Annotated in this window: 18 protein-coding genes and 1 tRNA gene; 12 read left to right on the top strand and 7 right to left on the bottom strand. The window is 71.5% G+C overall.

Annotation, left to right across the window (positions count from 1 at the left end; all coding sequences use genetic code 11):
- Positions 1-149: 149 nt before the first annotated feature.
- The 4 genes from JIX55_RS20630 to JIX55_RS20615 all read left to right on the top strand — a co-directional run bounded on the left by JIX55_RS20630 (position 150) and on the right by JIX55_RS20615 (position 6,045).
- Complete coding sequence (locus JIX55_RS20630) at positions 150-1,043, top strand: FAD binding domain-containing protein (protein ID WP_257564779.1); 894 nt, start codon at positions 150-152, stop codon at positions 1,041-1,043.
- Positions 1,040-2,968, top strand: a complete 1,929-nt coding sequence (locus JIX55_RS20625) for a 2Fe-2S iron-sulfur cluster-binding protein (RefSeq protein WP_306820020.1) — start codon at positions 1,040-1,042, stop codon at positions 2,966-2,968. Before JIX55_RS20630 ends, JIX55_RS20625 begins: the two co-directional genes overlap by 4 nt.
- Complete coding sequence (locus JIX55_RS20620; RefSeq protein WP_257564778.1) at positions 2,965-5,280, top strand: xanthine dehydrogenase family protein molybdopterin-binding subunit; 2,316 nt, start codon at positions 2,965-2,967, stop codon at positions 5,278-5,280. Before JIX55_RS20625 ends, JIX55_RS20620 begins: the two co-directional genes overlap by 4 nt.
- A 159-nt stretch (positions 5,281-5,439) precedes the next feature.
- Entirely contained in the window at positions 5,440-6,045 is a 606-nt protein-coding gene (locus tag JIX55_RS20615) for an SUKH-4 family immunity protein (protein WP_257564777.1), read from the top strand.
- A 78-nt stretch (positions 6,046-6,123) separates the two neighbouring features.
- Here the strand turns inward: JIX55_RS20615 and JIX55_RS20610 are convergent.
- Positions 6,124-6,198, bottom strand: a tRNA-Cys gene (locus JIX55_RS20610).
- Between the two features lie 212 nt (positions 6,199-6,410).
- Here JIX55_RS20610 and JIX55_RS20605 point away from each other — a divergent pair.
- The 5 genes from JIX55_RS20605 (at position 6,411) to JIX55_RS20585 (ending at position 11,518) form a co-directional block, all read left to right on the top strand.
- Complete coding sequence (locus JIX55_RS20605; protein ID WP_257564776.1) at positions 6,411-7,976, top strand: MFS transporter; 1,566 nt, start codon at positions 6,411-6,413, stop codon at positions 7,974-7,976.
- Between the two features lie 46 nt (positions 7,977-8,022).
- Positions 8,023-8,223, top strand: coding sequence for a hypothetical protein (locus tag JIX55_RS20600; RefSeq protein WP_257564775.1), 201 nt, complete (start codon positions 8,023-8,025; stop codon positions 8,221-8,223).
- Positions 8,220-8,594 carry a type II toxin-antitoxin system death-on-curing family toxin gene (locus tag JIX55_RS20595; protein ID WP_257564774.1) on the top strand — a complete coding sequence of 125 codons (375 nt, stop codon included), beginning with the start codon at positions 8,220-8,222 and terminating at the stop codon, positions 8,592-8,594. Before JIX55_RS20600 ends, JIX55_RS20595 begins: the two co-directional genes overlap by 4 nt.
- Before the next feature lie 160 nt (positions 8,595-8,754).
- The gene (locus JIX55_RS20590) at positions 8,755-10,548 is read left to right on the top strand and encodes a DEAD/DEAH box helicase (RefSeq protein WP_257564773.1); all 1,794 of its coding nucleotides are present in this window, start codon (positions 8,755-8,757) and stop codon (positions 10,546-10,548) included.
- A 328-nt stretch (positions 10,549-10,876) separates the two neighbouring features.
- Positions 10,877-11,518: an IclR family transcriptional regulator gene (locus JIX55_RS20585; protein WP_257564772.1), complete on the top strand. Its 642-nt coding sequence runs from the start codon at positions 10,877-10,879 to the stop codon at positions 11,516-11,518.
- Between the two features lie 36 nt (positions 11,519-11,554).
- On the opposite strand, the gene JIX55_RS20580 is transcribed toward JIX55_RS20585, so the two are convergent.
- The gene (locus JIX55_RS20580) at positions 11,555-12,376 is read right to left on the bottom strand and encodes an alpha/beta fold hydrolase (protein ID WP_257564771.1); all 822 of its coding nucleotides are present in this window, start codon (positions 12,374-12,376) and stop codon (positions 11,555-11,557) included.
- 270 nt (positions 12,377-12,646) lie between these two features.
- Between JIX55_RS20580 and JIX55_RS20575 the strand changes: the two genes are divergently transcribed.
- Both JIX55_RS20575 and JIX55_RS20570 read left to right on the top strand, forming a co-directional pair.
- Positions 12,647-13,102: a MarR family winged helix-turn-helix transcriptional regulator gene (locus JIX55_RS20575; RefSeq protein WP_257569408.1), complete on the top strand. Its 456-nt coding sequence runs from the start codon at positions 12,647-12,649 to the stop codon at positions 13,100-13,102.
- A 143-nt stretch (positions 13,103-13,245) separates the two neighbouring features.
- Positions 13,246-14,013, top strand: a complete 768-nt coding sequence (locus JIX55_RS20570; protein WP_257564770.1) for a S16 family serine protease — start codon at positions 13,246-13,248, stop codon at positions 14,011-14,013.
- A 94-nt stretch (positions 14,014-14,107) separates the two neighbouring features.
- Here JIX55_RS20570 and JIX55_RS20565 read toward each other — a convergent pair whose 3' ends face one another.
- The 5 genes from JIX55_RS20565 to JIX55_RS20545 all read right to left on the bottom strand — a co-directional run bounded on the left by JIX55_RS20565 (position 14,108) and on the right by JIX55_RS20545 (position 18,556).
- Positions 14,108-15,070, bottom strand: a complete 963-nt coding sequence (locus tag JIX55_RS20565) for a glycine betaine ABC transporter substrate-binding protein (protein ID WP_257564769.1) — start codon at positions 15,068-15,070, stop codon at positions 14,108-14,110.
- On the bottom strand, positions 15,067-15,831 hold the full coding sequence (locus tag JIX55_RS20560) for an ABC transporter permease (RefSeq protein WP_257569407.1): 765 nt from the start codon (positions 15,829-15,831) through the stop codon (positions 15,067-15,069). The genes JIX55_RS20565 and JIX55_RS20560 overlap by 4 nt, the downstream gene beginning before the upstream one ends.
- A gap of 332 nt (positions 15,832-16,163) precedes the next feature.
- Positions 16,164-17,411 (bottom strand): ABC transporter ATP-binding protein, encoded by a 1,248-nt coding sequence (locus tag JIX55_RS20555; protein ID WP_257564768.1) that lies wholly within the window; start codon positions 17,409-17,411, stop codon positions 16,164-16,166.
- Complete coding sequence (locus JIX55_RS20550) at positions 17,404-18,051, bottom strand: ABC transporter permease (protein WP_257564767.1); 648 nt, start codon at positions 18,049-18,051, stop codon at positions 17,404-17,406. The genes JIX55_RS20555 and JIX55_RS20550 overlap by 8 nt, the downstream gene beginning before the upstream one ends.
- A 22-nt stretch (positions 18,052-18,073) precedes the next feature.
- Positions 18,074-18,556 carry an Lrp/AsnC family transcriptional regulator gene (locus JIX55_RS20545; protein WP_055520818.1) on the bottom strand — a complete coding sequence of 161 codons (483 nt, stop codon included), beginning with the start codon at positions 18,554-18,556 and terminating at the stop codon, positions 18,074-18,076.
- Positions 18,557-18,679: 123 nt separating this feature from the next.
- Here JIX55_RS20545 and hppD point away from each other — a divergent pair, with 123 nt between their 5' ends.
- Positions 18,680-19,825 carry a 4-hydroxyphenylpyruvate dioxygenase gene (gene hppD, locus JIX55_RS20540; RefSeq protein WP_257564766.1) on the top strand — a complete coding sequence of 382 codons (1,146 nt, stop codon included), beginning with the start codon at positions 18,680-18,682 and terminating at the stop codon, positions 19,823-19,825.
- Positions 19,826-19,875 lie beyond the last annotated feature (50 nt).

Genomic DNA, 19,875 nt, shown 5'->3' with positions numbered 1-19,875 from the left:
CTCTCGGGTGAGGTGGGCGAATGCCTCCTAGCGGACCCCCGCGTTCGGGCCTCGCGAGAATGTGCCAGAGTTGCCACGTCCGCCCTGTCAGCACGTACGGTACGGCAACACAGGCGGACCAGGTGGGGCAGCGGGAAGGGGCAGCCGGTTTGACCACGCACGCACCGCAGGCGGCGCAGGCCGTGACCCTGCCCGGCTCGCTGGACGAGGCCGTGGCGGCCCTCGCCGCCATGCCCTGGGCGGTTCCGGTGGCGGGCGGCACGGACCTCATGGCCGCGGTCAACTCCGGTCAGCTCAGGCCCGCCGCGCTGGTCGGGCTCGGCAAGATCAGCGAGATCCGCGGCTGGCAGTACCAGGACGGACACGCTCTGCTCGGCGCCGGACTGACGCACGCACGGATGGGGCGCCCGGATTTCGCGGCGCTCATTCCGGCGCTCGCCGCAGCCGCGCGCGCCGCCGGACCACCGCAGATCCGCAACGCGGGCACCCTCGGCGGCAACATCGCGACGGCCGCCCCCACGGGGGACGCGCTGCCGGTGCTGGCCGCCCTGGAGGCCACGCTGATCATCGCGGGCCCGGGTGGGGCCCGCCGTGAGATGCCCGTGTCGCATCTGCTGGCCGGCATGGAGATGCTGCGCCCCGGTGAACTCATCGGGTTCGTGCGCGTGCCGTTGCTGCACGCGCCCCAGGTCTTCCTGAAGGCCACCGGCCGCACCGGCCCCGGCCGCGCGGTCGCCTCCGTCGCCCTCGTCCTCGACCCCGCCCGGCGCGGGGTGCGGTGCGCCGTCGGTGCCATAGCGCCGATGCCGCTGCGGCCCCTGGACGCCGAGGCGTGGGTCGGCCAGCTGATCGACTGGGACGGCGAGCGCACCCTCGTCCCCGAGGCGCTGCAGGCCTTCGGCGAGTACGTCGCCGCCGCCTGCATCCCCGACCCCGCCCCCGAGGTCGACGGCTCCGTACCACCGCTTCCGCCCGCCGTACTGCACCTGCGGCGCACCGTCGCCGCGCTGGCCCGACGAGCACTGGGGAGGGCACTGTCGTGACCGACGACCAGCACGGAGAGGGCACCCCGCAGCAGGGGGGCCAGGGCGGCTGGGAGCGGCTGCCGCAGGGCGACTACGACGACGGCGCCACCACCTTCGTTCAGCTCCCCGAGGGGGGCATCGACGCGCTCCTCGCCGCCAACAGCCCGCTCGCCGCGCCCGGCCACGGCTATGTGCCGCCGCCCATAGCGGCCAACCCGGCCAACACCGCCGGAACCGATCCGTCCGCCCCGGGCGACTGGGCGATGCCGGCCGAGGGCACCCAGTGGCACGACCCGAACGCCGGGCAGCCGCAGCCCCCGACGCAGGACGGGTTCACGTACAACCCCAGCTCGACCGGGCAGTGGACGTTCGAGGAGCCGGCCGCACAGGAAGGCGCCGCTCCCGGTCACGACGTGACCGGCGAGTGGTCGATTCCGGTCGCCGGGGGTGATCTTCCGGACGAATCCGGTGAGTTCAGCACCTCGGCCCTCGTCGAGCAGTGGGGCGGTACCCCGCCGACCACCCTCCCCGGCGGCGCCTCCGCGCCCTGGGCGACCGAGCAGATCGGCACGGCCTGGACCGCGCCGCCGCCGGACCGGACCGAGGAGCACGACGCTCCCGACCGTACGGCCGGGGAGAACGCGACCGGCGTGACCGCTGAGGCCCCTGGAGAGCCCTCCGCGGCTCCTGCGGCCGCGTACGCCGATCCGGCCCCCGAGAGCCCCGGGGAGGCCCCTGAGGCCGCCCAGGAGCCCGCTGAGCCGTCCGAGCCGGTCGGGGAGGCCGACGGGGAGCCCCGGGGGCCGGAGGAACCGGAGACGGCCTCCGAGGCGCCCGAGACCGCCGCGGCTGCCGTGGCCGACGCCGAGGATGACCCGGCCCTCTCCGACGAGCCCGCCCCACCCCCGCACGACGACCACCCCCTCGCCTCGTACGTCCTGCGCGTCAACGGCACCGACCGGCCCGTCAGCGACGCCTGGATCGGCGAGTCGCTGCTCTACGTGCTGCGTGAGCGGCTCGGTCTCGCGGGCGCCAAGGACGGCTGCTCGCAGGGCGAGTGCGGCGCCTGCAACGTGCAGGTCGACGGCCGGCTCGTGGCGTCCTGTCTGGTCCCCGCCGTCACCGCCGCCGGCAGCGAGGTGCGCACCGTCGAGGGCCTCGCCGCCGACGGACAGCCCTCGGACGTGCAGCGGGCCCTCGCCGAGTGCGGTGCCGTGCAGTGCGGTTTCTGCGTCCCCGGCATGGCGATGACCGTCCACGACCTCCTCGAGGGCAACCCCGCCCCCACCGACCTGGAGACCCGCCAGGCACTCTGCGGCAACCTCTGCCGCTGCTCCGGCTACCGGGGCGTCCTGGCGGCCGTCCGCGAGGTCGTCGCCGGACGGGAGGCGCACACCGCCGCCGGGAACGAAGCCGGCGCGGACGCCGACGAGGCACGCATCCCGCACCAGGCGGGCCCCGGCGCGGGCGGCGTCAACCCGGCGGCGTACGACTCCCAGGGAGCACCCCCACCGGAACCGCATGACCCCGACCGGTCGTACGGCGGCCAGGGCATGTCGTTCACCGGCCAGGACGACACGTACGGCGGCCAGGACCGGTCCTTCGGCGGTCAGCGCGACACGTACGGGGGCCAGGGCGACACGTACGGGGGTCAGGGCCAGTCCTTCGGCGGCCAGGGGGACACCTACGGCGGTCAGGGCCAGTCCTTCGGCGGCCAGGGCGACACGTACGGCGGTCAGGGCCAGTCCTTCGGCGGTCAGGGCGACACGTACGGCGGTCAGGGCCAGTCCTTCGGCGGCCAGGGCGACACGTACGGCGGTCAGGGCCAGTCCTTCGGCGGTCAGGACGACTCGTACGGCGGCCAGGACCGGTCCTTCGGTGGCCAGGACGATTCGTACGGCGGTCAGGGTCGATCGTTCGGCCAGGACGGAGGCCAGGCGTGAGCAACGAAACCGTCATCGCGACGCCCGCGGGCCCCGGGGAGGCCGCGCCCGCCCCCGAGCAACTGCCGCACGGCATCGGCGTGTCCCTGCCGTCCGCCGACGCCCGCGCCAAGTCGGAGGGCACTTTCCCGTACGCGGCCGACCTGTGGGCCGAGGGCCTGCTGTGGGCCGCCGTGCTCCGCTCACCGCACCCGCACGCGCGCATCGTGTCCATCGACACGTCCCACGCGCGCGAGATGCCCGGCGTACGGGCCGTCGTCACCCACGAGGACGTGCCGGGCGTCGCCCTGCACGGCCGCGGCAAGGCCGACCGCCCCCTGTTCGCCTCCGAGGTCGTACGCCACCACGGCGAGCCCATCGCGGCCGTCGCCGCCGACCATCCGGACACCGCGCGGATGGCCGCCGCCGCCGTCATCGTCGAGTACGAGGTACTCGACCCGGTGATCGACCCGGAGCAGGCCTTCGAGGCCGAGCCCCTGCACCCCGACGGCAACCTGATCCGGCACATCCCGCTGCGCCACGGCGACCCGAACGCGGCCGGCGAGATCGTCGTCGAGGGCCAGTACCGCATCGGCCGCGCGGACCCGGCCCCCATCGGCGCCGAGGCCGGCCTCGCCGTGCCCCGCCCCGACGGCGGTGTCGAGCTGTATGTGGCCTCCACGGACCCGCACACCGACCGCGACGCGGCCGCCGCCTGCTACGGCCTGGCACCCGACCGCGTCAAGATCGTCGTCACCGGCGTCCCCGGCGCCACCGCCGACCGCGAGGACCAGGGCTTCCAGCTCCCGCTCGGCCTGCTGGCCCTGAAGACCGGCTGCCCGGTCAAGCTGACGGCGACCCGCGAGGAGTCCTTCCTGGGCCACGCCCACCGGCACCCGACCCTGCTCCGGTACCGCCACCACGCGGACGCCGAGGGCAAGCTGGTCAAGGTCGAGGCGCAGATCCTGCTCGACGCGGGCGCGTACGCCGACACGTCGTCGGAGGCGCTGGCCGCCGCCGTCTCGTTCGCCTGCGGCCCGTACGTCGTCCCGAACGCCTTCATCGAGGGCTGGGCCGTACGCACCAACAACCCGCCCTCCGGCCATGTGCGCGGCGAGGGCGCCATGCAGGTCTGCGCCGCGTACGAGGCCCAGATGGACAAGCTGGCGAAGAAGCTGGGCCTCGACCCGGCGGAACTGCGCATGCGCAACGTGATGTCCACGGGCGATGTACTGCCGACGGGCCAGTCGGTGACCTGCCCGGCCCCGGTCGCCGAGCTCCTCCAGGCCGTCCAGGAGTTCCCGCTCCCGGCGCTGCCCAAGGACACCCCCGAGGAGGAGTGGCTGCTGCCCGGCGGCCCCGAGGGCGCGGGCGAGCCGGGTGCCGTCCGCCGTGGCGTCGGCTACGGCCTCGGCATGGTCCACATGCTCGGCGCCGAGGGCGCGGACGAGGTCTCCACGGCCACCGTGAAGGTCCACGACGGCATCGCGACCGTCCTGTGCGCGGCCGTCGACACCGGCCAGGGCTTCGCCACCCTCGCCCGGCAGATCGTCCAGGAGACCCTCGGTATCGACGAGGTCCACATCGCCCAGGTCGACACCGACCAGCCCCCGGCGGGCCCGGGCTGCCGGGGCCGCCACACCTGGGTCTCGGGCGGCGCGGTGGAGCGCGCGGCGAAAATGGTCCGCACGCAACTGCTCCAACCGCTCGCCCACAAATTCGGCATGTCCACGGAGCTGTTGCAGATCACCGACGGCAAGATCACCTCGTACGACGGTGTCCTGTCGACCACGGTCGCGGAGGCGATGGACGGCAAGGAACTCTGGGCCACCGCCCAGTGCCGCCCGCACCCCACCGAGCCGCTGGACGGCGCCGGCCAGGGCGACGCGTTCGTCGGCCTCGCCTTCTGCGCGATCCGCGCGGTCGTGGACGTCGACATCGAACTCGGCTCGGTACGGGTCGTGGAGCTGGCCGTCGCCCAGGACGTCGGCCGGATCCTCAACCCCGCCCAGCTCAACGCCCGCATCGAGGCCGGCCTCACCCAGGGCGTGGGCGTGGCGCTCACGGAGAACCTCCGCACCCCCCGTGGTCTGATCCGCCACCCCGACCTCACCGGCTACGCCCTGCCCACCGCCCTCGACGCCCCTGACATCCAGATCGTCAAGCTGGTCGAGGAACGGGACGTCGTGGCCCCCTTCGGCGCGAAGGCGGCCAGCGCGGTGCCGGTGGTCACGTCTCCGGCGGCCATCGCGGCGGCGGTACGGGCGGCCACGGGACGCCCCGTGAACCGCCTGCCGATCCGCCCGCAGGCGGCGGTGGTGACGGGCGCGTAGGCGCCCCTGACGTAGCCCTTGAGGTGCGTGTTCGCACGTACGTCGGGCGTTGTCAGTGGTGCGGCGTATGGTTCTTGGCAGTGGGGCGGACGGCCGCTGAGCGGTCGGGCGTGACCTCACTGGGGGAAGCACGATGCGAACCATGTGCTGGGGGGAGCCATGAGCACAATGACGATGGGGACAATGGGCCTGACGGACCTGAACGACCTGAACCAACTGAACAACCTGAACCAACTGAACGACCTGGCGGTACTGACCGGAGGGCCGGTCACCCGGTCGGGGCTGGCGCTCGACCTGCCCGCCCGCCTGCTGGACGAGGAGTTCGGCCAGAGCAAGGTGTGGCGCTTCGAGGACTTCGACTTCCCGGCCACGCTCACCCACGAGCCGACCCGCCGCTTCCTGCGGGACATGGGCCTGCCCGAAGAGCACGGCTTCTTCCAACTCGACACGGACGTCCCGCTGCCGACCCTCGCCGAGTACTACGCGAACGAGCGCCCCGGCGAGTTCACCCCCGCCCAACTCCCGGCCCGCGCCACCCACTTGATACGCCTCGGCCACTTCGTCGAGGGCAACAGCCTCGTCGTCGACGGCACCACCGGCGCGATCCACAACTGGAGCGAGCCCGAGTCGACCCTGAGCCCTCTGAACGCCGACGTCTCCACGCTCGCGTTCAGGCTGTGGCTGCTGCACCGCGAGAAGCGGGAGGGCACGGCCTCGGGGTGCTGGGTGGAGCGGCTGCGGAACGAGTCCTGCGCGGATCTCTGAGACCCCGCGCACGCAATGATGGCCCCGCGCACGCAATGATGGCCGACCACTCGGAAGCGGTCGGCCATCACACCGGGCTGGAGGCCGTGGCGGGATTCGAACCCACGTAACTCGCTTTGCAGGCGAGTCCCTGAACCACTCGGGCACACGGCCGGGTCGGGAGCTTCGGGGCTTGTCGCCTTGGGGCTCCGAACTCGATGTGTCGACCGTAGGCGGGGGTCGGGTGGGGGCTCAAGGGGCTCGGGGGCGCTGCAATGGGACTGCCATACGCCGTTCATGAACGGGCGGGTGTAGGGCCAAGGTCGTAGGGGGTGGGGGACTTCCGACAGGGGTGAATGTCGGTGGTGCCCCTTACGCTGGCGGGCATGGCCGCCTTGGAACCGCGTGACACGGGCGTCGCGCAGACGAAGCCTGACCTGCCTGCTGTCGCCGAGGGCGAGGAGGGTGTGCTGGGGCGCTCGTACCGGGCGCTCAGTGTGGGGATCGTCTCCGTCGTGCTGCTGATCGCGTTCGAGGCCACGGCGGTCGGGACGGCCATGCCGGTGGCGGCGCGGGAGTTGGACGGGATCTCGGCGTACGGGTTCGCGTTCTCGGCGTACTTCACGACGAGCTTGTTCGGGATGGTGCTGGCGGGGCAGTGGGCGGACCGGCGGGGGCCGTTGGGGGCGCTGACGGCGGGGATCGGGGGCTTCGCGGCCGGGCTGGTGCTGTCGGGGACGGCCGGGGCGATGTGGCTCTTCGTTCTCGGGCGGGCCGTGCAGGGGCTCGGCGGCGGGCTGGTGATCGTCGCGCTGTATGTGGTGGTCGGGCGGGCCTATCCGGAGCGGCTGCGGCCGTCGATCATGGCGGCGTTCGCGGCGAGTTGGGTTCTCCCGACCATCGTCGGCCCCCTCGCCGCGGGCACGGTCACGGAACACCTGGGCTGGCGCTGGGTGTTCGTGGGGATTCCGGTGCTGGTCGTGCTGCCGTTGGGACTGGCGCTGCCGCAGATACGGCGGAGGGCTGCCGGGCCGGTGGAGGGGGTGACCACACCGGGCTCGTCCTCCTCTCGGGCGCGCTCCGCCTCGGCTTCCGCTTCCGCGTCCACCTCGGCTTCCGCGTCCGTCTCCGGCTCCGCGTCCGGCTCCGCCCCGCGCAACAGCACCGCCGACGGCCGGCGCCGCATCCGGCTCGCCTTCGGTATCTCGCTCGGGGCCGGGCTGTTGCAGTACGCGGCGCAGGATCTGCGGTGGTGGTCGCTCGTGCCGGCGGTGGCAGGGGGTGCGCTGCTGGTGCCGGCGGTGCTGGGGCTGTTACCGCCGGGGACGTATCGGGCGGTGCGGGGGCTGCCGTCGGTGGTGTTGCTGCGCGGGGTGGCGGCGGGGGCGTTCGTCGCGGCCGAGTCGTTCGTGCCGTTGATGCTGGTGACGCAGCGGGGGCTGTCGCCGACGCTCGCCGGGTTCTCGCTCGCGGCGGGTGGCGGGGCGTGGGCGCTGGGGTCGTGGGTCCAGACGCGGGCGCGGGTGGAGCCGTACAGGGAGCGGCTGATGACGTCGGGGATGGTGCTGGTCGCGGTGGCGATCACCACGCTGCCGAGTGTGCTGATCGACTCCGTCCCGGTGTGGACCGTGGCCGTCGCGTGGGCCTTCGGGTGCTTCGGGATGGGGCTGGTCATCTCCTCCACCAGCGTGCTGCTGCTCAAGCTCTCCGCCCCCGAGCAGGCCGGCACCAACTCCGCGGCCCTCCAGATATCCGACGGCCTCTCCAACGCGCTCCTCCTGGCCGCGGGCGGCGCGGCCTTCGCCGCGCTGGGCGGCGGCGCGGTCGCGCACACGACCCCCACGGCCACCGGCGCCGGGGCACATCCGGCCGCCTTTGTCGCCGTGTTCCTGCCGATGGCGGTGGTGGCGTTGGTGGGGGCCTGGGTGACTACGCGGTTGCGGGAGCGGTGATGACAAACGGATGGAAACCGGGAATTCCGATCTTTAGTATCGCCCCATGACTGAGATCACTCTTCACCTCGACCCGGTGCGCCACCGGGCCCTCGCCGACCTCGCCGATGCCCAGGGGCGGAAGCCCGAAGAGGTGGCCGGCGAGGCCGTGAAGGCGTATCTGCGGTCGGAGGGAGCGGTCGTACGGCGGCAGGCCGAGCGGCTCGCGGGTGAGCACTCCGAATTGCTGCGGAGGTTGGGGGAGTGAGCCGTCATCTGACCGTGGCCGAGGTGACGGCCATCGCCGAGGTCGCCTTCGGCGGCCGTACGCCCGAGACGCGGGAGCCGGGGCTGCTGGAGTCGGCCGTGCACCGGCCGCGCGCCCGTATGTTCGGCACCGCCGCCTACACCGACCTCTACGACCAGGCCGCCGCCCTGCTCCACGCCATCGCCACCAACCACCCTCTCGTGGACGGGAACAAGCGGACGGCCTGGCTCGCGGCCGTGACGTTCCTCGCGGTGAACGGTGTGGACATGGCTGGGGTGGACCAGGACCGGGCCTACGACCTGGTCATCGACGTCGCCTCCGGGGACGAAGGTGATGTCGAGGTGATCGCGGGGCGGTTGCGGTCGTTGTGAGGTGGGTCCCATCGGTGGGGGAGGGGGTGTCGTACGCGCGTGGACATGGTCCCGGCGCCGGTAGGGTGGCCCGGTTGTCATACGTAGCCGAGGTGTCCGAGTCGCTGCGCGAGTCGCCCGGGGCTACCCGCCGAGCCGCTCGACCCCCAGACCGGAGACCGTGACTACCACCGCCGCCTCCTCGAACCACCACCTCTCTCCCGCCTTTCCCGGGCGTGCCCCCTGGGGTACCGCCAGCAAGCTGCGTGCCTGGCAGCAGGGGGCGATGGAGAAGTACATCCAGGAGCAGCCGCGGGACTTCCTCGCGGTCGCGACCCCGGGCGCCGGGAAGACGACCTTCGCACTGACGCTCGCGTCCTGGCTGCTGCACCATCATGTCGTGCAGCAGGTGACGGTCGTGGCGCCCACCGAGCATCTGAAGAAGCAGTGGGCGGAGGCCGCGGCGCGGATAGGGATCAGGCTGGACCCGGAGTACAGCGCGGGGCCGCTCAGCAAGGAGTACGACGGGGTCGCGGTCACCTACGCGGGCGTCGGCGTACGGCCCATGCTGCACCGCAACCGCAGTGAGCAGCGCAAGACCCTCGTCATCCTCGACGAGATCCACCACGCCGGCGACAGCAAGTCCTGGGGCGAGGCGTGCCTGGAGGCCTTCGAGCCCGCCACCCGACGGCTCGCCCTCACCGGTACGCCCTTCCGGTCCGACACCAATCCCATCCCCTTCGTCACATATGAGGAGGGAACGGACGGGATCCGACGGTCGTCCGCCGACTACACCTACGGCTATGGCAACGCGCTCGCCGACAACGTCGTGCGGCCCGTCATCTTCCTCTCCTACAGCGGCAACATGCGCTGGCGGACCAAGGCGGGCGACGAGATCGCCGCGCGGCTCGGCGAGCCCATGACCAAGGACGCGGTCAGCCAGGCCTGGCGTACGGCGCTCGATCCGCGCGGTGAGTGGATGCCGAGTGTGCTGCGCGCCGCCGACCAGCGGCTGACCGAGGTCAGGAAAGGCATCCCGGACGCCGGCGCGCTCGTCATCGCCACCGACCAGGACTCCGCGCGCGCCTACGCCAAGCTGATCCGGGAGATCACGGGGACGAGTGCGACGGTCGTCCTGTCGGACGACTCGGGCGCGTCGGATCGTATCGACGAGTTCAGCCACAACACCGACCGGTGGATGGTGGCGGTTCGGATGGTGTCCGAAGGCGTCGACGTCCCCCGGCTGGCCGTCGGGGTGTACGCCACCACGATCTCCACCCCTCTCTTCTTCGCCCAGGCCGTCGGGCGTTTCGTGCGGTCCCGGCGGCGCGGCGAGACCGCGTCCGTGTTCCTGCCGACCGTGCCCGACCTGCTCACCTTCGCCAACGAGATGGAGGTGGAACGGGACCACGCCCTCGACAAGCCGAAGAAGGAGGGCGAGGAGGACCCGTACGCCGAGGAGGAGAAGCTCCTCCAGGAGGCGGAGAGGGAGCAGGACGAGGACACCGGCGAGCAGGACATGCTGCCGTTCGAGGCGCTCGAGTCCGACGCCGTGTTCGACCGGGTCATGTACAACGGCGCCGAGTTCGGTATGCAGGCCCACCCCGGTAGTGAGGAGGAGCAGGACTACCTCGGGATTCCGGGACTGCTGGAGCCCGACCAGGTGCAGATGCTGCTCCAGAAGCGGCAGGCGCGGCAGATCGCGCACAGCCGCAAGAAGCCGGACGCCGAGGCCGATCTCGTGGAGCTGCCGGCCGACCGGCGGCCCGTCGTCACCCACAAGGAGCTGCTTGAGCTGCGTAAACAGCTCAACGGCATGGTCGGCGCGTACTCCCATCAGAGCGGCAAGCCGCACGGTGTCATCCACACCGAGGTGCGGCGCGTGTGCGGCGGACCGCCGAGCGCCGAGGCCACGGCGGGGCAGCTGCGGCAACGGATCGCCAAGGTGCAGGAGTGGGCAACCCGGATGAAGTGACGGGCTCGTGCGTCCGCGTGTGCGCTGGGCGTGGGTTGCGCACGCCGGGTGAGATGCGCCCGTACATTTCGCAACAAATGGAACTAGTCCATACCGGTCACTGCCCGGATTCTGGACGGAGTCTTCCGCTCAGCGAACCCGCTCGTCTACTGTCCCGCTACGCACACGCCCCGTGGCAGCGCCGCCGCGGAGCGCAGCCGTGAAGCGACTCCGCCCGGATCAACCGGGTTCAGCCGATCGGCGGCCTCTGTAGCGCGTCGCCGAACGGGACCGGTGGTGCATCCGCCGTGACAGAGGTCGCCGCCCTCACCACGAAGGAGTGGGCGTCGTGACCGCGGAGACTTCCCAGACTCTCGATCGAGGACTGCGGGTCCTCAAGCTGCTCGCCGACACCGATCACGGGCTGACCGTCACCGAGCTGTCCAACAAGCTCGGGGTCAACCGGACCGTGGTGTACCGCCTGCTCGCCACCCTGGAGCAGCACTGCCTCGTACGGCGTGACCTGGGCGGACGTGCCCGGGTCGGGCTGGGGGTGCTGCGGTTGGGGCGGCAGGTGCATCCGTTGGTACGGGAGGCCGCGTTGCCCGCGTTGCGGTCGTTGGCCGAGGACATCGGGGCCACGGCGCATCTCACGCTCGTCGATGGCACCGAGGCGTTGGCCGTCGCTGTGGTCGAGCCGACGTGGACGGACTATCACGTGGCGTACCGGGCCGGGTTCCGGCACTCCTTGGACCGGGGGGCCGCCGGGCGGGCGATTCTGTCGGGGCGGCAGCAGCCGGGGGACTGGCCGGGCTACGCGCTCACGCACGGGGAGTTGGAGGCGGGGGCCAGTGGGGCCGCGGCTCCGCTGCTCGGGGTGACCGGGGTGGAGGGCAGTGTGGGAGTGGTGATGCTGGCCGACGCGATACCGGAGCGGGTCGGGCCGCGTGTCATGGACGCGGCCCGAGAGGTGGCGGACGCGCTGCGGTGACGGCCGGTCTTGTGGGGTGCCCGGCAGTCGAGGCCGCTACGGCAGGGTGCTCAGCCATTCCAGCAAGAGCTTGGTGAAGGTGTCCGGCTGTTCCATGTTGGCGTAGTGGGCCGTGCCCTCTATCGCGGTGGCGCGGCTGTCGCTCGCGACCGTCGTGACCAGGCGTTCGGCCATGGCGATGAGGTCGGAGGCGTCCAGGGCGCCGTTGATGGCGAGGACGGGGGCGGTGATGTGGGCGGCGCGGGCCCAGGTGTCGGTCACCGGGACGTGCCAGTCCGTCTCGCCGACCGTGTGCTTGGCGGCGGTGGCACGGCTCATCTCCCGTACGCGCCGCACGATGTCGGGGTCCACGTCGGCGATCGCGCGGTGCGGGCCGGCGACGGCCTCGCCGACGATGTCGAGCCAGCCCTCGATGTCGCCGGACATCAGCGCGCCGTAATACCGGGCGACGTTGTCCTTGGTCCAGGGGTCCGTGAACTCGGGCTCGCTGGTCCCGACGCCGCTGACGACGAGGGCGCGTACGAGTTCGGGGTGCTCCAGCGCCGTGTCGACGGCGGTGGCCCCGCCCATCGACATGCCGATCAGGACCGCCGGGCCCGTGGCCAGGTGGCGCAGCAGCGCGGCGAGGTCGTCGGTGAGGCGGAACGGCTTGCTCGCGTTGGCGGAGGAACCGTGGCCGCGCGCGTCCGGCGTGATGACGCGGTGGTCGACCGCGAGGGCGGGGACCAGGTCGTGCCACATGCGGTGGTCCGTGAAGCCGCCGTGCAGCAGCACGAGCGGGGGGCCCGAACCGACGTCCCGATAGGCGAGCGGGCCGTCGTCGGACTGGAACGTGAGTACCTGCGAGGCATCAGTCATGACAACTAAGGTGTCATCTTGGGGGGTGGGTTGGCAACCAGGTTGTCATTCTGGTTGCCGGGGAGCGCGGGGGAGTCCTGGGAGAGCGCGGAAGAGCGTGGAGACAATGAGCCCGTGACAGAGAACGAGAAGGACGGGACCGGAAGCGACGGGGACTGGACCGGAGGAGACAAGGCCGGGATCGGGGGAGACGGGGCCGGGACGGGAGGCGACCCGGCCGGGACCGGAGGCGATCGGGCCGGGAAGGCGCGGGGCGGCGAGGGTGAGCCGCTGCCGCCCGATGTCCTCGCCGGGCGGCTGTCCGAGGTGTTCGCCGTGCTCGGGCCCCTCTACCGGCGGACGACCCGCGCGCTGGAGCTGAAGGAGTCGAAGGAGGGCTTCCCCGTCGGCGTACGCGCGGTCCTGGAGCTGCTGCGCATGGGCGGGCGGCCCATGACCGTGCCGCAGATGGGGCGGACCCTGGCGCTGAGCAGGCAGTTCGTGCAGCGGATGGTCAACGAGGCGGCGGGGCGGGACCTCGTCGAGGCCATCCCCAACCCGGCCCACCAGCGGTCCTCCCTGATCCGGCTGACCGACACCGGACGTACGACCATCGACACGTTGATCGCTCGGGAGAGCGTGCTGTTGGAGCGGGCGAGCGGGGACCTGACGGGAGCCGACGTCGACGCCTGTGTACGGGTGCTGACGCGTATGCTCGCCCTCTTCGAGGACGTGGACGTCAACTGACGCCCGCCCCCTCCAGGCCCGCCTTCCTGCACCGGCCCACCGCCGTGGCCCCGTCCCCCCGGGCACTACCGCCCCGTGGCCGGAACCAGCCCTCACGTTAGATTGACCCCGTGCTCTCTCGTCTCGCCAGCCTTTCGCGCCCCGTGGCCGTAGCCGTATGCGCCCTGCCCGTGGTGGGGCTGCTCGCCACGGCGGTGTTCGCGCCGTTGCCGTTCTCCGTGGCTCAGCCGGGGATGACGGCGAACGTGCTGGGCGAGAACAAGGGGGAGCCGGTGATCACGATCACCGGCGCGGAGCCCCGGAAGACCAGCGGCCAGCTGCGGATGACGACGATCGAGGCGACGGGGCCGGACGCCCGGGTCGGGCTGGGTGATGTGCTCGACGGCTGGTTCCGTACGGACCAGGCCGTCATGCCGCGCGACGCGGTCTACCCCAGCGGCGACACCACCGAGGAGATCCAGGAGTACAACGAGGCCGAGATGAAGGAGTCCCAGGACACGGCCGCCGAGGCGGCGCTCGCCTACCTCGGCGAGGACCCCGACGACATCAAGGTCACCCTGCGTCTCGCCGACGTCGGCGGCCCCAGCGCGGGCCTGCTCTTCTCCCTCGGCATCATCGACAAGCTCGACGGCGACGGCAGCGGCGGCGACCTCACGGGCGGCCGCGTCATCGCCGGTACGGGGACCATCGACATGGCCGGCGAGGTCGGCGCGGTCGGCGGAGTCGCTCTCAAGACCCAGGCCGCCCACCGCGACGGCGCCACGATCTTCCTCGTCCCCAAGGCCGAGTGCTCCGACGCGAAGACCGAACTGCCCGAGGGGCTGCGGCTCATCCCGGTGACGACGCTGAAGGGCGCGGTCAGCTCGCTCGTGGCGCTGGAGTCGGGCAAGGGTTCCGTACCCAGCTGCTGATGCCTCGGGTACTGATGCCTCGGGTACTGATACCTCGGTACTGGTACCGCGGGTGCTGATACCCGGACCTTGATCGGACAGGGCCCGTGCCGGCTCAGCCCTCCCTCACGAACCCCTCCGCCACCATCCACTCCAACGCCACCCGGTGCGGGTCCTCCCCGTCCACGTCCACCTTGGCGTTCAGCTCCCGTGCCACGTCGTTGTTCAGTTTCGCCGTGATGGGCGCGAGGACGTCGGCGATCTCCGGCCACTCCTTCAGGGTCTTGGAGTGGATCTCGGGGGCCGCGTTGTAGTTGGGGAAGAACCTCCGGTCGTCGGCCATCAACGCGAGCTTCATGGACTCGATGCGCCCGTCGGTCGTGTAGACCTCGCCGTACAGGCAACTCCCCTTGGCCGCCTGGGTGTAGATGATCCCGCTGTCCATCTGGGTGATGTTCCGGGTGGGCAGGCTCATGCCGTACGCCTTCTGCATGCCCGGCAGCCCGTCCGCGCGGTTGGCGAACTCGCTCTCCACGCACAGGGTGACGGCCTTGGGCTCCTTCGCCGCCAGCACGGCCACGTCGGAGAGGGTCTTCGTGGCGTACTTGGTGGAGTTGGAGCGGTTCAGGGCGAGGGCGTACGTGTTGTTGAGCGCGGAGGGCGGGAGCCAGGTCAGGCCGTTCTTGAGGTCGGCGTCGCGTACCTCCTCCCACTGCCGCCGCGGGTCGGTGAGAGGGGTGCTGTTGCCCAGGTAGGTGATCCAGGCGGTGCCCGTGTACTCGTACATGGCGTCCGCGTCCCCGCTCCGCACCGCCTCCCTGGCGCCGAACGACCCCTGGATGCCGGTGCGGTCGACCACCTCCGCGCCGGCCGCCTGGAAGGCGATGCCCATGACGGCGCCGAGGATCAGGTTCTCGGTGAAGTCCTTGGAGGTCACGGTCAGCTCGGCGCCCTCCAGGGGGCGGCCCTGCCCGACCGAGCCCGGCAGTACGTCGTCGGTCATCGGGGAGCCGCTGGTCAGCCCACAACCGGCCACCAGCAGTCCCCCGAGCAGCAGCAGGGGCGTACGTGGTCTCACGAATCCGCCTCCAAGCCGCGCGGCCGGAGCAGCAGTTCCGCCAGCGAGGCGAGCCAGTCGACGAGCAGGGCCAGGGCGACCGTCAGGATCGAGCCGAGCACGAGGACGGGCATGCGCTGGTTGGTGATCCCGGTCGTGATCAGTACGCCGAGGCCGCCGCCTCCGCCGAAGGTGGCGAGCGTCGCCGTGCCCACGTTCAGGACGAGGGCCGTCCGTACGCCCGCGAGGATCAGCGGTACGGCCAGGGGGAGTTCGACGCGGGTGAGCACCTCCGCCGGGGACATGCCGATGCCCCGGGCGGCTTCGAGGAGGGCCGGGTCGTTCGCCTTCAGGCCGGCGATCGTGTTGGCGAGGACGGGCAGGACGGCGTAGACGATGATGCCGATCAGCGCCGCCGTCCGCCCGATGCCCAGCCAGATCACCAGCAGTGCCAGCAGGCCGATGGCCGGGGTTGCCTGGCCCGTGTTGGCGAAGGTCATGGCCACCGGGGTGGCTCCGCGGAACGTTTCCCGGGTCAGCAGGACGCCCAGCGGGACCGCGATGATCAGCACGAAGAAGGTGGAGATCGCGGTCAGCTGGATGTGCTGCCACAGGGCCTGCCACACCTGCCCGTTCGACAGTGCGTTCGAGGAGACCGCGTCCAGCTCGGCCTGCTGGAACCAGAGCCAGGTGGTGAGGAGGACGACCACGAGAACGGAGGGCAGAAGGGTCAGTTTCTGCCAGGTCACTCGGGGGGCGGCGGGCTCGGTCGGCGGAGGGATCTCATCGGCGGCAGGGGCCCTGCCCGGCGCGGAGATGCCCTCCGACGCGCAGGCGGAGCCCACCGCGACAGCGGCGCCTGCCTCGACACCGGCCCCTGCCTCGACAGTGACCCCTGCTCCGGCCTCTGCTCCGGTTCCGGCCTCTGCTCCGGTTCCGGCCTCTGCTCCGGTTCCGGCCTCTGCTCCGGTTCCGGCCTCTGCTCCGGTTCCGGCCTCTGCTCCGGCACCGGCCTCTGCTCCGGCCCCTGCCTCGGCACCGGAGCCCGCCCCAGCACCAGCCCCCGCCCCGGCGTCGTCGTCCGCCTCGGTCGTGGAGCCCACCTCGGCCGCGGTCACGTCCCTGCCCCCGACGAGACCTCTTCGACGCCTTCCTGCTCGGCGTGCGTCTGTCCGGTTCGGGTCTCCTCCAGCTCGTGCTGGTGTTCCAGGGCGTTCAGCCGGTCGGCCTCCAGGGGCCCGCGGACGGAGTTGAGCAGGGTCTGCATGTCCACGACGCCGGTGTACTCCCCGTGCCGACCGATGACGGCCACCCGCCCCGCGCTGTCGGCCAGCACGGCCTCCAGGGCGTCCCGCAGGGTGGCGTCCTCGGCCACGGTGGAGCGCACCGGGGTCCCGGCCCGCGCGAGCGCCCCCTTGGCGCGCATCAGGTCGCCGCGCCGCAGCCACTTGAAGGGCCGCCCGTGCCGGTCGAGGAGCAGGACCTCGCCGGTGCCGTCGGCCCGCAGCAGGTGGGAGACCTGTTGCAGCGGGTCGCCCACATCGACCGTCGGAAAGTCGGTGAGCTCGACGTCCCGTACGCGCGTGAGGTCCAGCCGCTTCAGGGCGGCGCCCGCGCCCACGAAACCGGAGACGAAGTCGTCGGCCGGGCCGGCGAGGATCGCCTCCGGGGTGTCGAACTGCGCGATGTGCGACCGCTCCCGCAGGATCGCGATCCGGTCGCCGAGCTTGATCGCCTCGTCGAAGTCATGGGTGACGAACACGATCGTCTTGTGCAGCTCGCGCTGGAGCCGGAGCAGTTCGTCCTGGAGGTGGTCGCGGGTGATCGGATCCACCGCCCCGAACGGCTCGTCCATCAGCAGTACGGGCGGATCGGCGGCCAACGCCCGTGCCACGCCCACCCGTTGCTGCTGGCCGCCGGAGAGCTGACGCGGATACCGGTCGTGGAACTCACCCGGGTCGAGCCCCACCAGGTCCAGCATCTCCGCGACCCGCGCCCTCACCCGGGCCGCGGACCAGCCGACCATCCTCGGCACGAGCGCGATGTTCTGGGCGACGGTCATGTGCGGGAAGAGGCCGGACGACTGGATCGCGTAGCCCACCCCGCGTCGCAGCTTGACCGGATCAATGCCGGTGACGTCCTCACCGTTGATCCGGATGGAACCACTGGACGGCTCGATCAACCTGTTGATCATCTTGAGCGTTGTTGACTTGCCGCATCCGGACGGCCCGACGAGCACGACTGTCTCGCCCGCGTTGATCCGCATGTTGACGCTGTCGACAGAAGGTTGACGGCTGCCGGGATATCGCTTGCTGAGGTTGACCAACTCGATGGTGGCCCCCGTCGTGCCGGTGTCAGCCACGGATCCCCCTCGGAATCGTCAGGCGCCCGATCAGCGCGTACGCGGCGTCGAACAGCAGCGCCAGCGCGACGATGCCGAGCGTGCCCGCGAGTACCTGGTTGAGGGCGTTCGCGCTGCCCAGGGAGGCGATGCCGCGGAAGATCTCGTTGCCGAGGCCCGGCCCGGAGGCGTACGCGGCGATCGCGGCGATGCCCATCAGCATCTGCGTCGAGACCCGGATCCCGGTGAGGATCGGCGGCCAGGCGAGCGGCAGTTCGACGCGCAGCAGCCGCAGGGGCCGGGACATCCCGATGCCCTTCGCCGCGTCCACCAGCGCCGGGTCGACCCCGCGCAGGCCCACGATCGCGTTCCGGACGACCGGCAGCAGCCCGTACAGCGTCAACGCGATCACCGTAGGAGCCACGCCCAGCCCCACCACCGGGATCAGCAGACCGATCATGGCGAGGGAGGGGATGGTCAGGAGGGTGGCCGTGGTGGTCGTGGCGAGCCCGGCGGCCCACTCCCTGCGATACGTCACGACACCGATCAGCACCCCGACGACCGTGGCCACGACCATGCACTGGAAGACCGCGCTGGCCAGCTGATACGCGTCGAACAGCAGCTTCTCGCGGTAGCTGCCCACGTACTCCCAGAAACTCACCGGCACGTACCCCCAGGATCGGCTAGGTCGTCGTCTCCCGGTCCTCCGCCGCCTGCTCCACCAGCGGGATGATCCGCAGCGGAACGGGGTTCTCCATGACGATCGCCGTGGCGGCCCGGACGATGCCATCAAAACCGACAACCCGGTCGATCACCCGCTGGAGATCCGCGTTCGAACGGGCCACGAGCCGGCACAGCATGTCCCCGCTGCCGGTCGTCGTGTGCAGCTCCAGCACCTCCGGCACGGTCGCCAAGTGCGCCCGTACGTCCGCCCCTTGCCCCTGCCTGATCTGCAGCGTCGCGAACGCCGTGACCGGGTAGCCGAGCGCGGCCGGATCCACCTGGGGCCCGAACCCGCGGATGACTCCATTCGACTGAAGCCGGTCGAGCCGGGCCTGCACGGTGCCCCGCGCGACCCCCAGCCGCCGCGACATCTCCAGCACCCCGATCCGCGGCTCGCGCGCGAGCAGGACGATCAGCCGGCCGTCCAGATGATCGATCGCCATGGGGTCTCTCCCGGTGGTCACTCTGTACAGAACACCCGCGATTATCCGTATCCCGCAGCGCAGATTGTCCAGTAGAAACGCGAAGTGTTGCGCACCTTGCCGTGGCGGGAGGAGTCTGCGGCAATGACGCAGACCACAGACCACGCTCCCCACACCGCACGGCAGGCAGACCCCTTCCCGGTCAAGGGAATGGACGCTGTCGTCTTCGCCGTGGGCAACGCCAAGCAGGCGGCCCACTACTACTCGACCGCCTTCGGTATGCGCCTCGTCGCCTACGCCGGCCCCGAGACCGGCAGCCGCGAGACGGCGAGCTACGTCCTGGAGAACGGCTCGGCCCGTTTCGTCCTCACCTCGGTGGTCAAACCCGCCACCACCTGGGGCCACTTCCTCGCCGAGCACGTCGCCGAGCACGGCGACGGCGTGATCGACCTCGCCATCGAGGTCCCGGACGCCCGCCGCGCGTACGCCTACGCCATCGAGCACGGCGCCCGTTCCGTCGCCGAGCCCTACGAGGTGAAGGACGAGCACGGCACGGTCGTCCTGGCCTCCATCGCCACGTACGGCACGACCCGGCACACCCTCGTCGAGCGCACCGGCTACGACGGCCCGTACCTCCCCGGGTACGTCGCCGCCGACCCGATCGTCGAGCCGCCCGCCCAGCGCACCTTCCAGGCCATCGACCACTGCGTCGGCAACGTCGAGCTCGGGCGCATGAACGAGTGGGTCGAGTTCTACCACCGGGTCATGGGCTTCACGAACATGAAGGAGTTCGTGGGCGACGACATCGCCACCGAGTACAGCGCGCTGATGTCGAAGGTCGTGGCGGACGGGACCCTGAAGGTCAAGTTCCCCATCAACGAGCCCGCCATCGCCAAGAAGAAGTCCCAGATCGACGAGTACCTGGAGTTCTACGGCGGCGCGGGCGTCCAGCACATCGCGCTCAACACGAACGACATCGTGCGGACGGTACGGACGATGCGGGCGGCCGGGGTGCAGTTCCTCAACACGCCCGACTCCTACTACGACACGCTGGGGGAGTGGGTCGGCGACACCCGCGTCCCCGTGGAGACCCTCCGCGAACTGAGGATCCTCGCGGACCGCGACGAGGACGGGTATCTGCTGCAGATCTTCACCAAGCCGGTCCAGGACCGTCCGACGGTCTTCTTCGAGATCATCGAGCGGCATGGGTCCATGGGCTTCGGCAAGGGCAACTTCAAGGCGCTGTTCGAGGCGATCGAGAGGGAGCAGGAGAAGCGCGGCAATCTTTGAGGGGCGCCCAGTAGCTCGGGGGTGACTGTGCGTCGGCGAGTGCGGGTGGG

Origin of the sequence: Streptomyces sp. DSM 40750 (genome assembly GCF_024612035.1) — a bacterium.
Classification (GTDB): domain Bacteria; phylum Actinomycetota; class Actinomycetes; order Streptomycetales; family Streptomycetaceae; genus Streptomyces.
The sequence above is the reverse complement of the archived record's forward strand: the minus strand, read 5'-3'. Positions and strand labels throughout refer to the sequence as shown.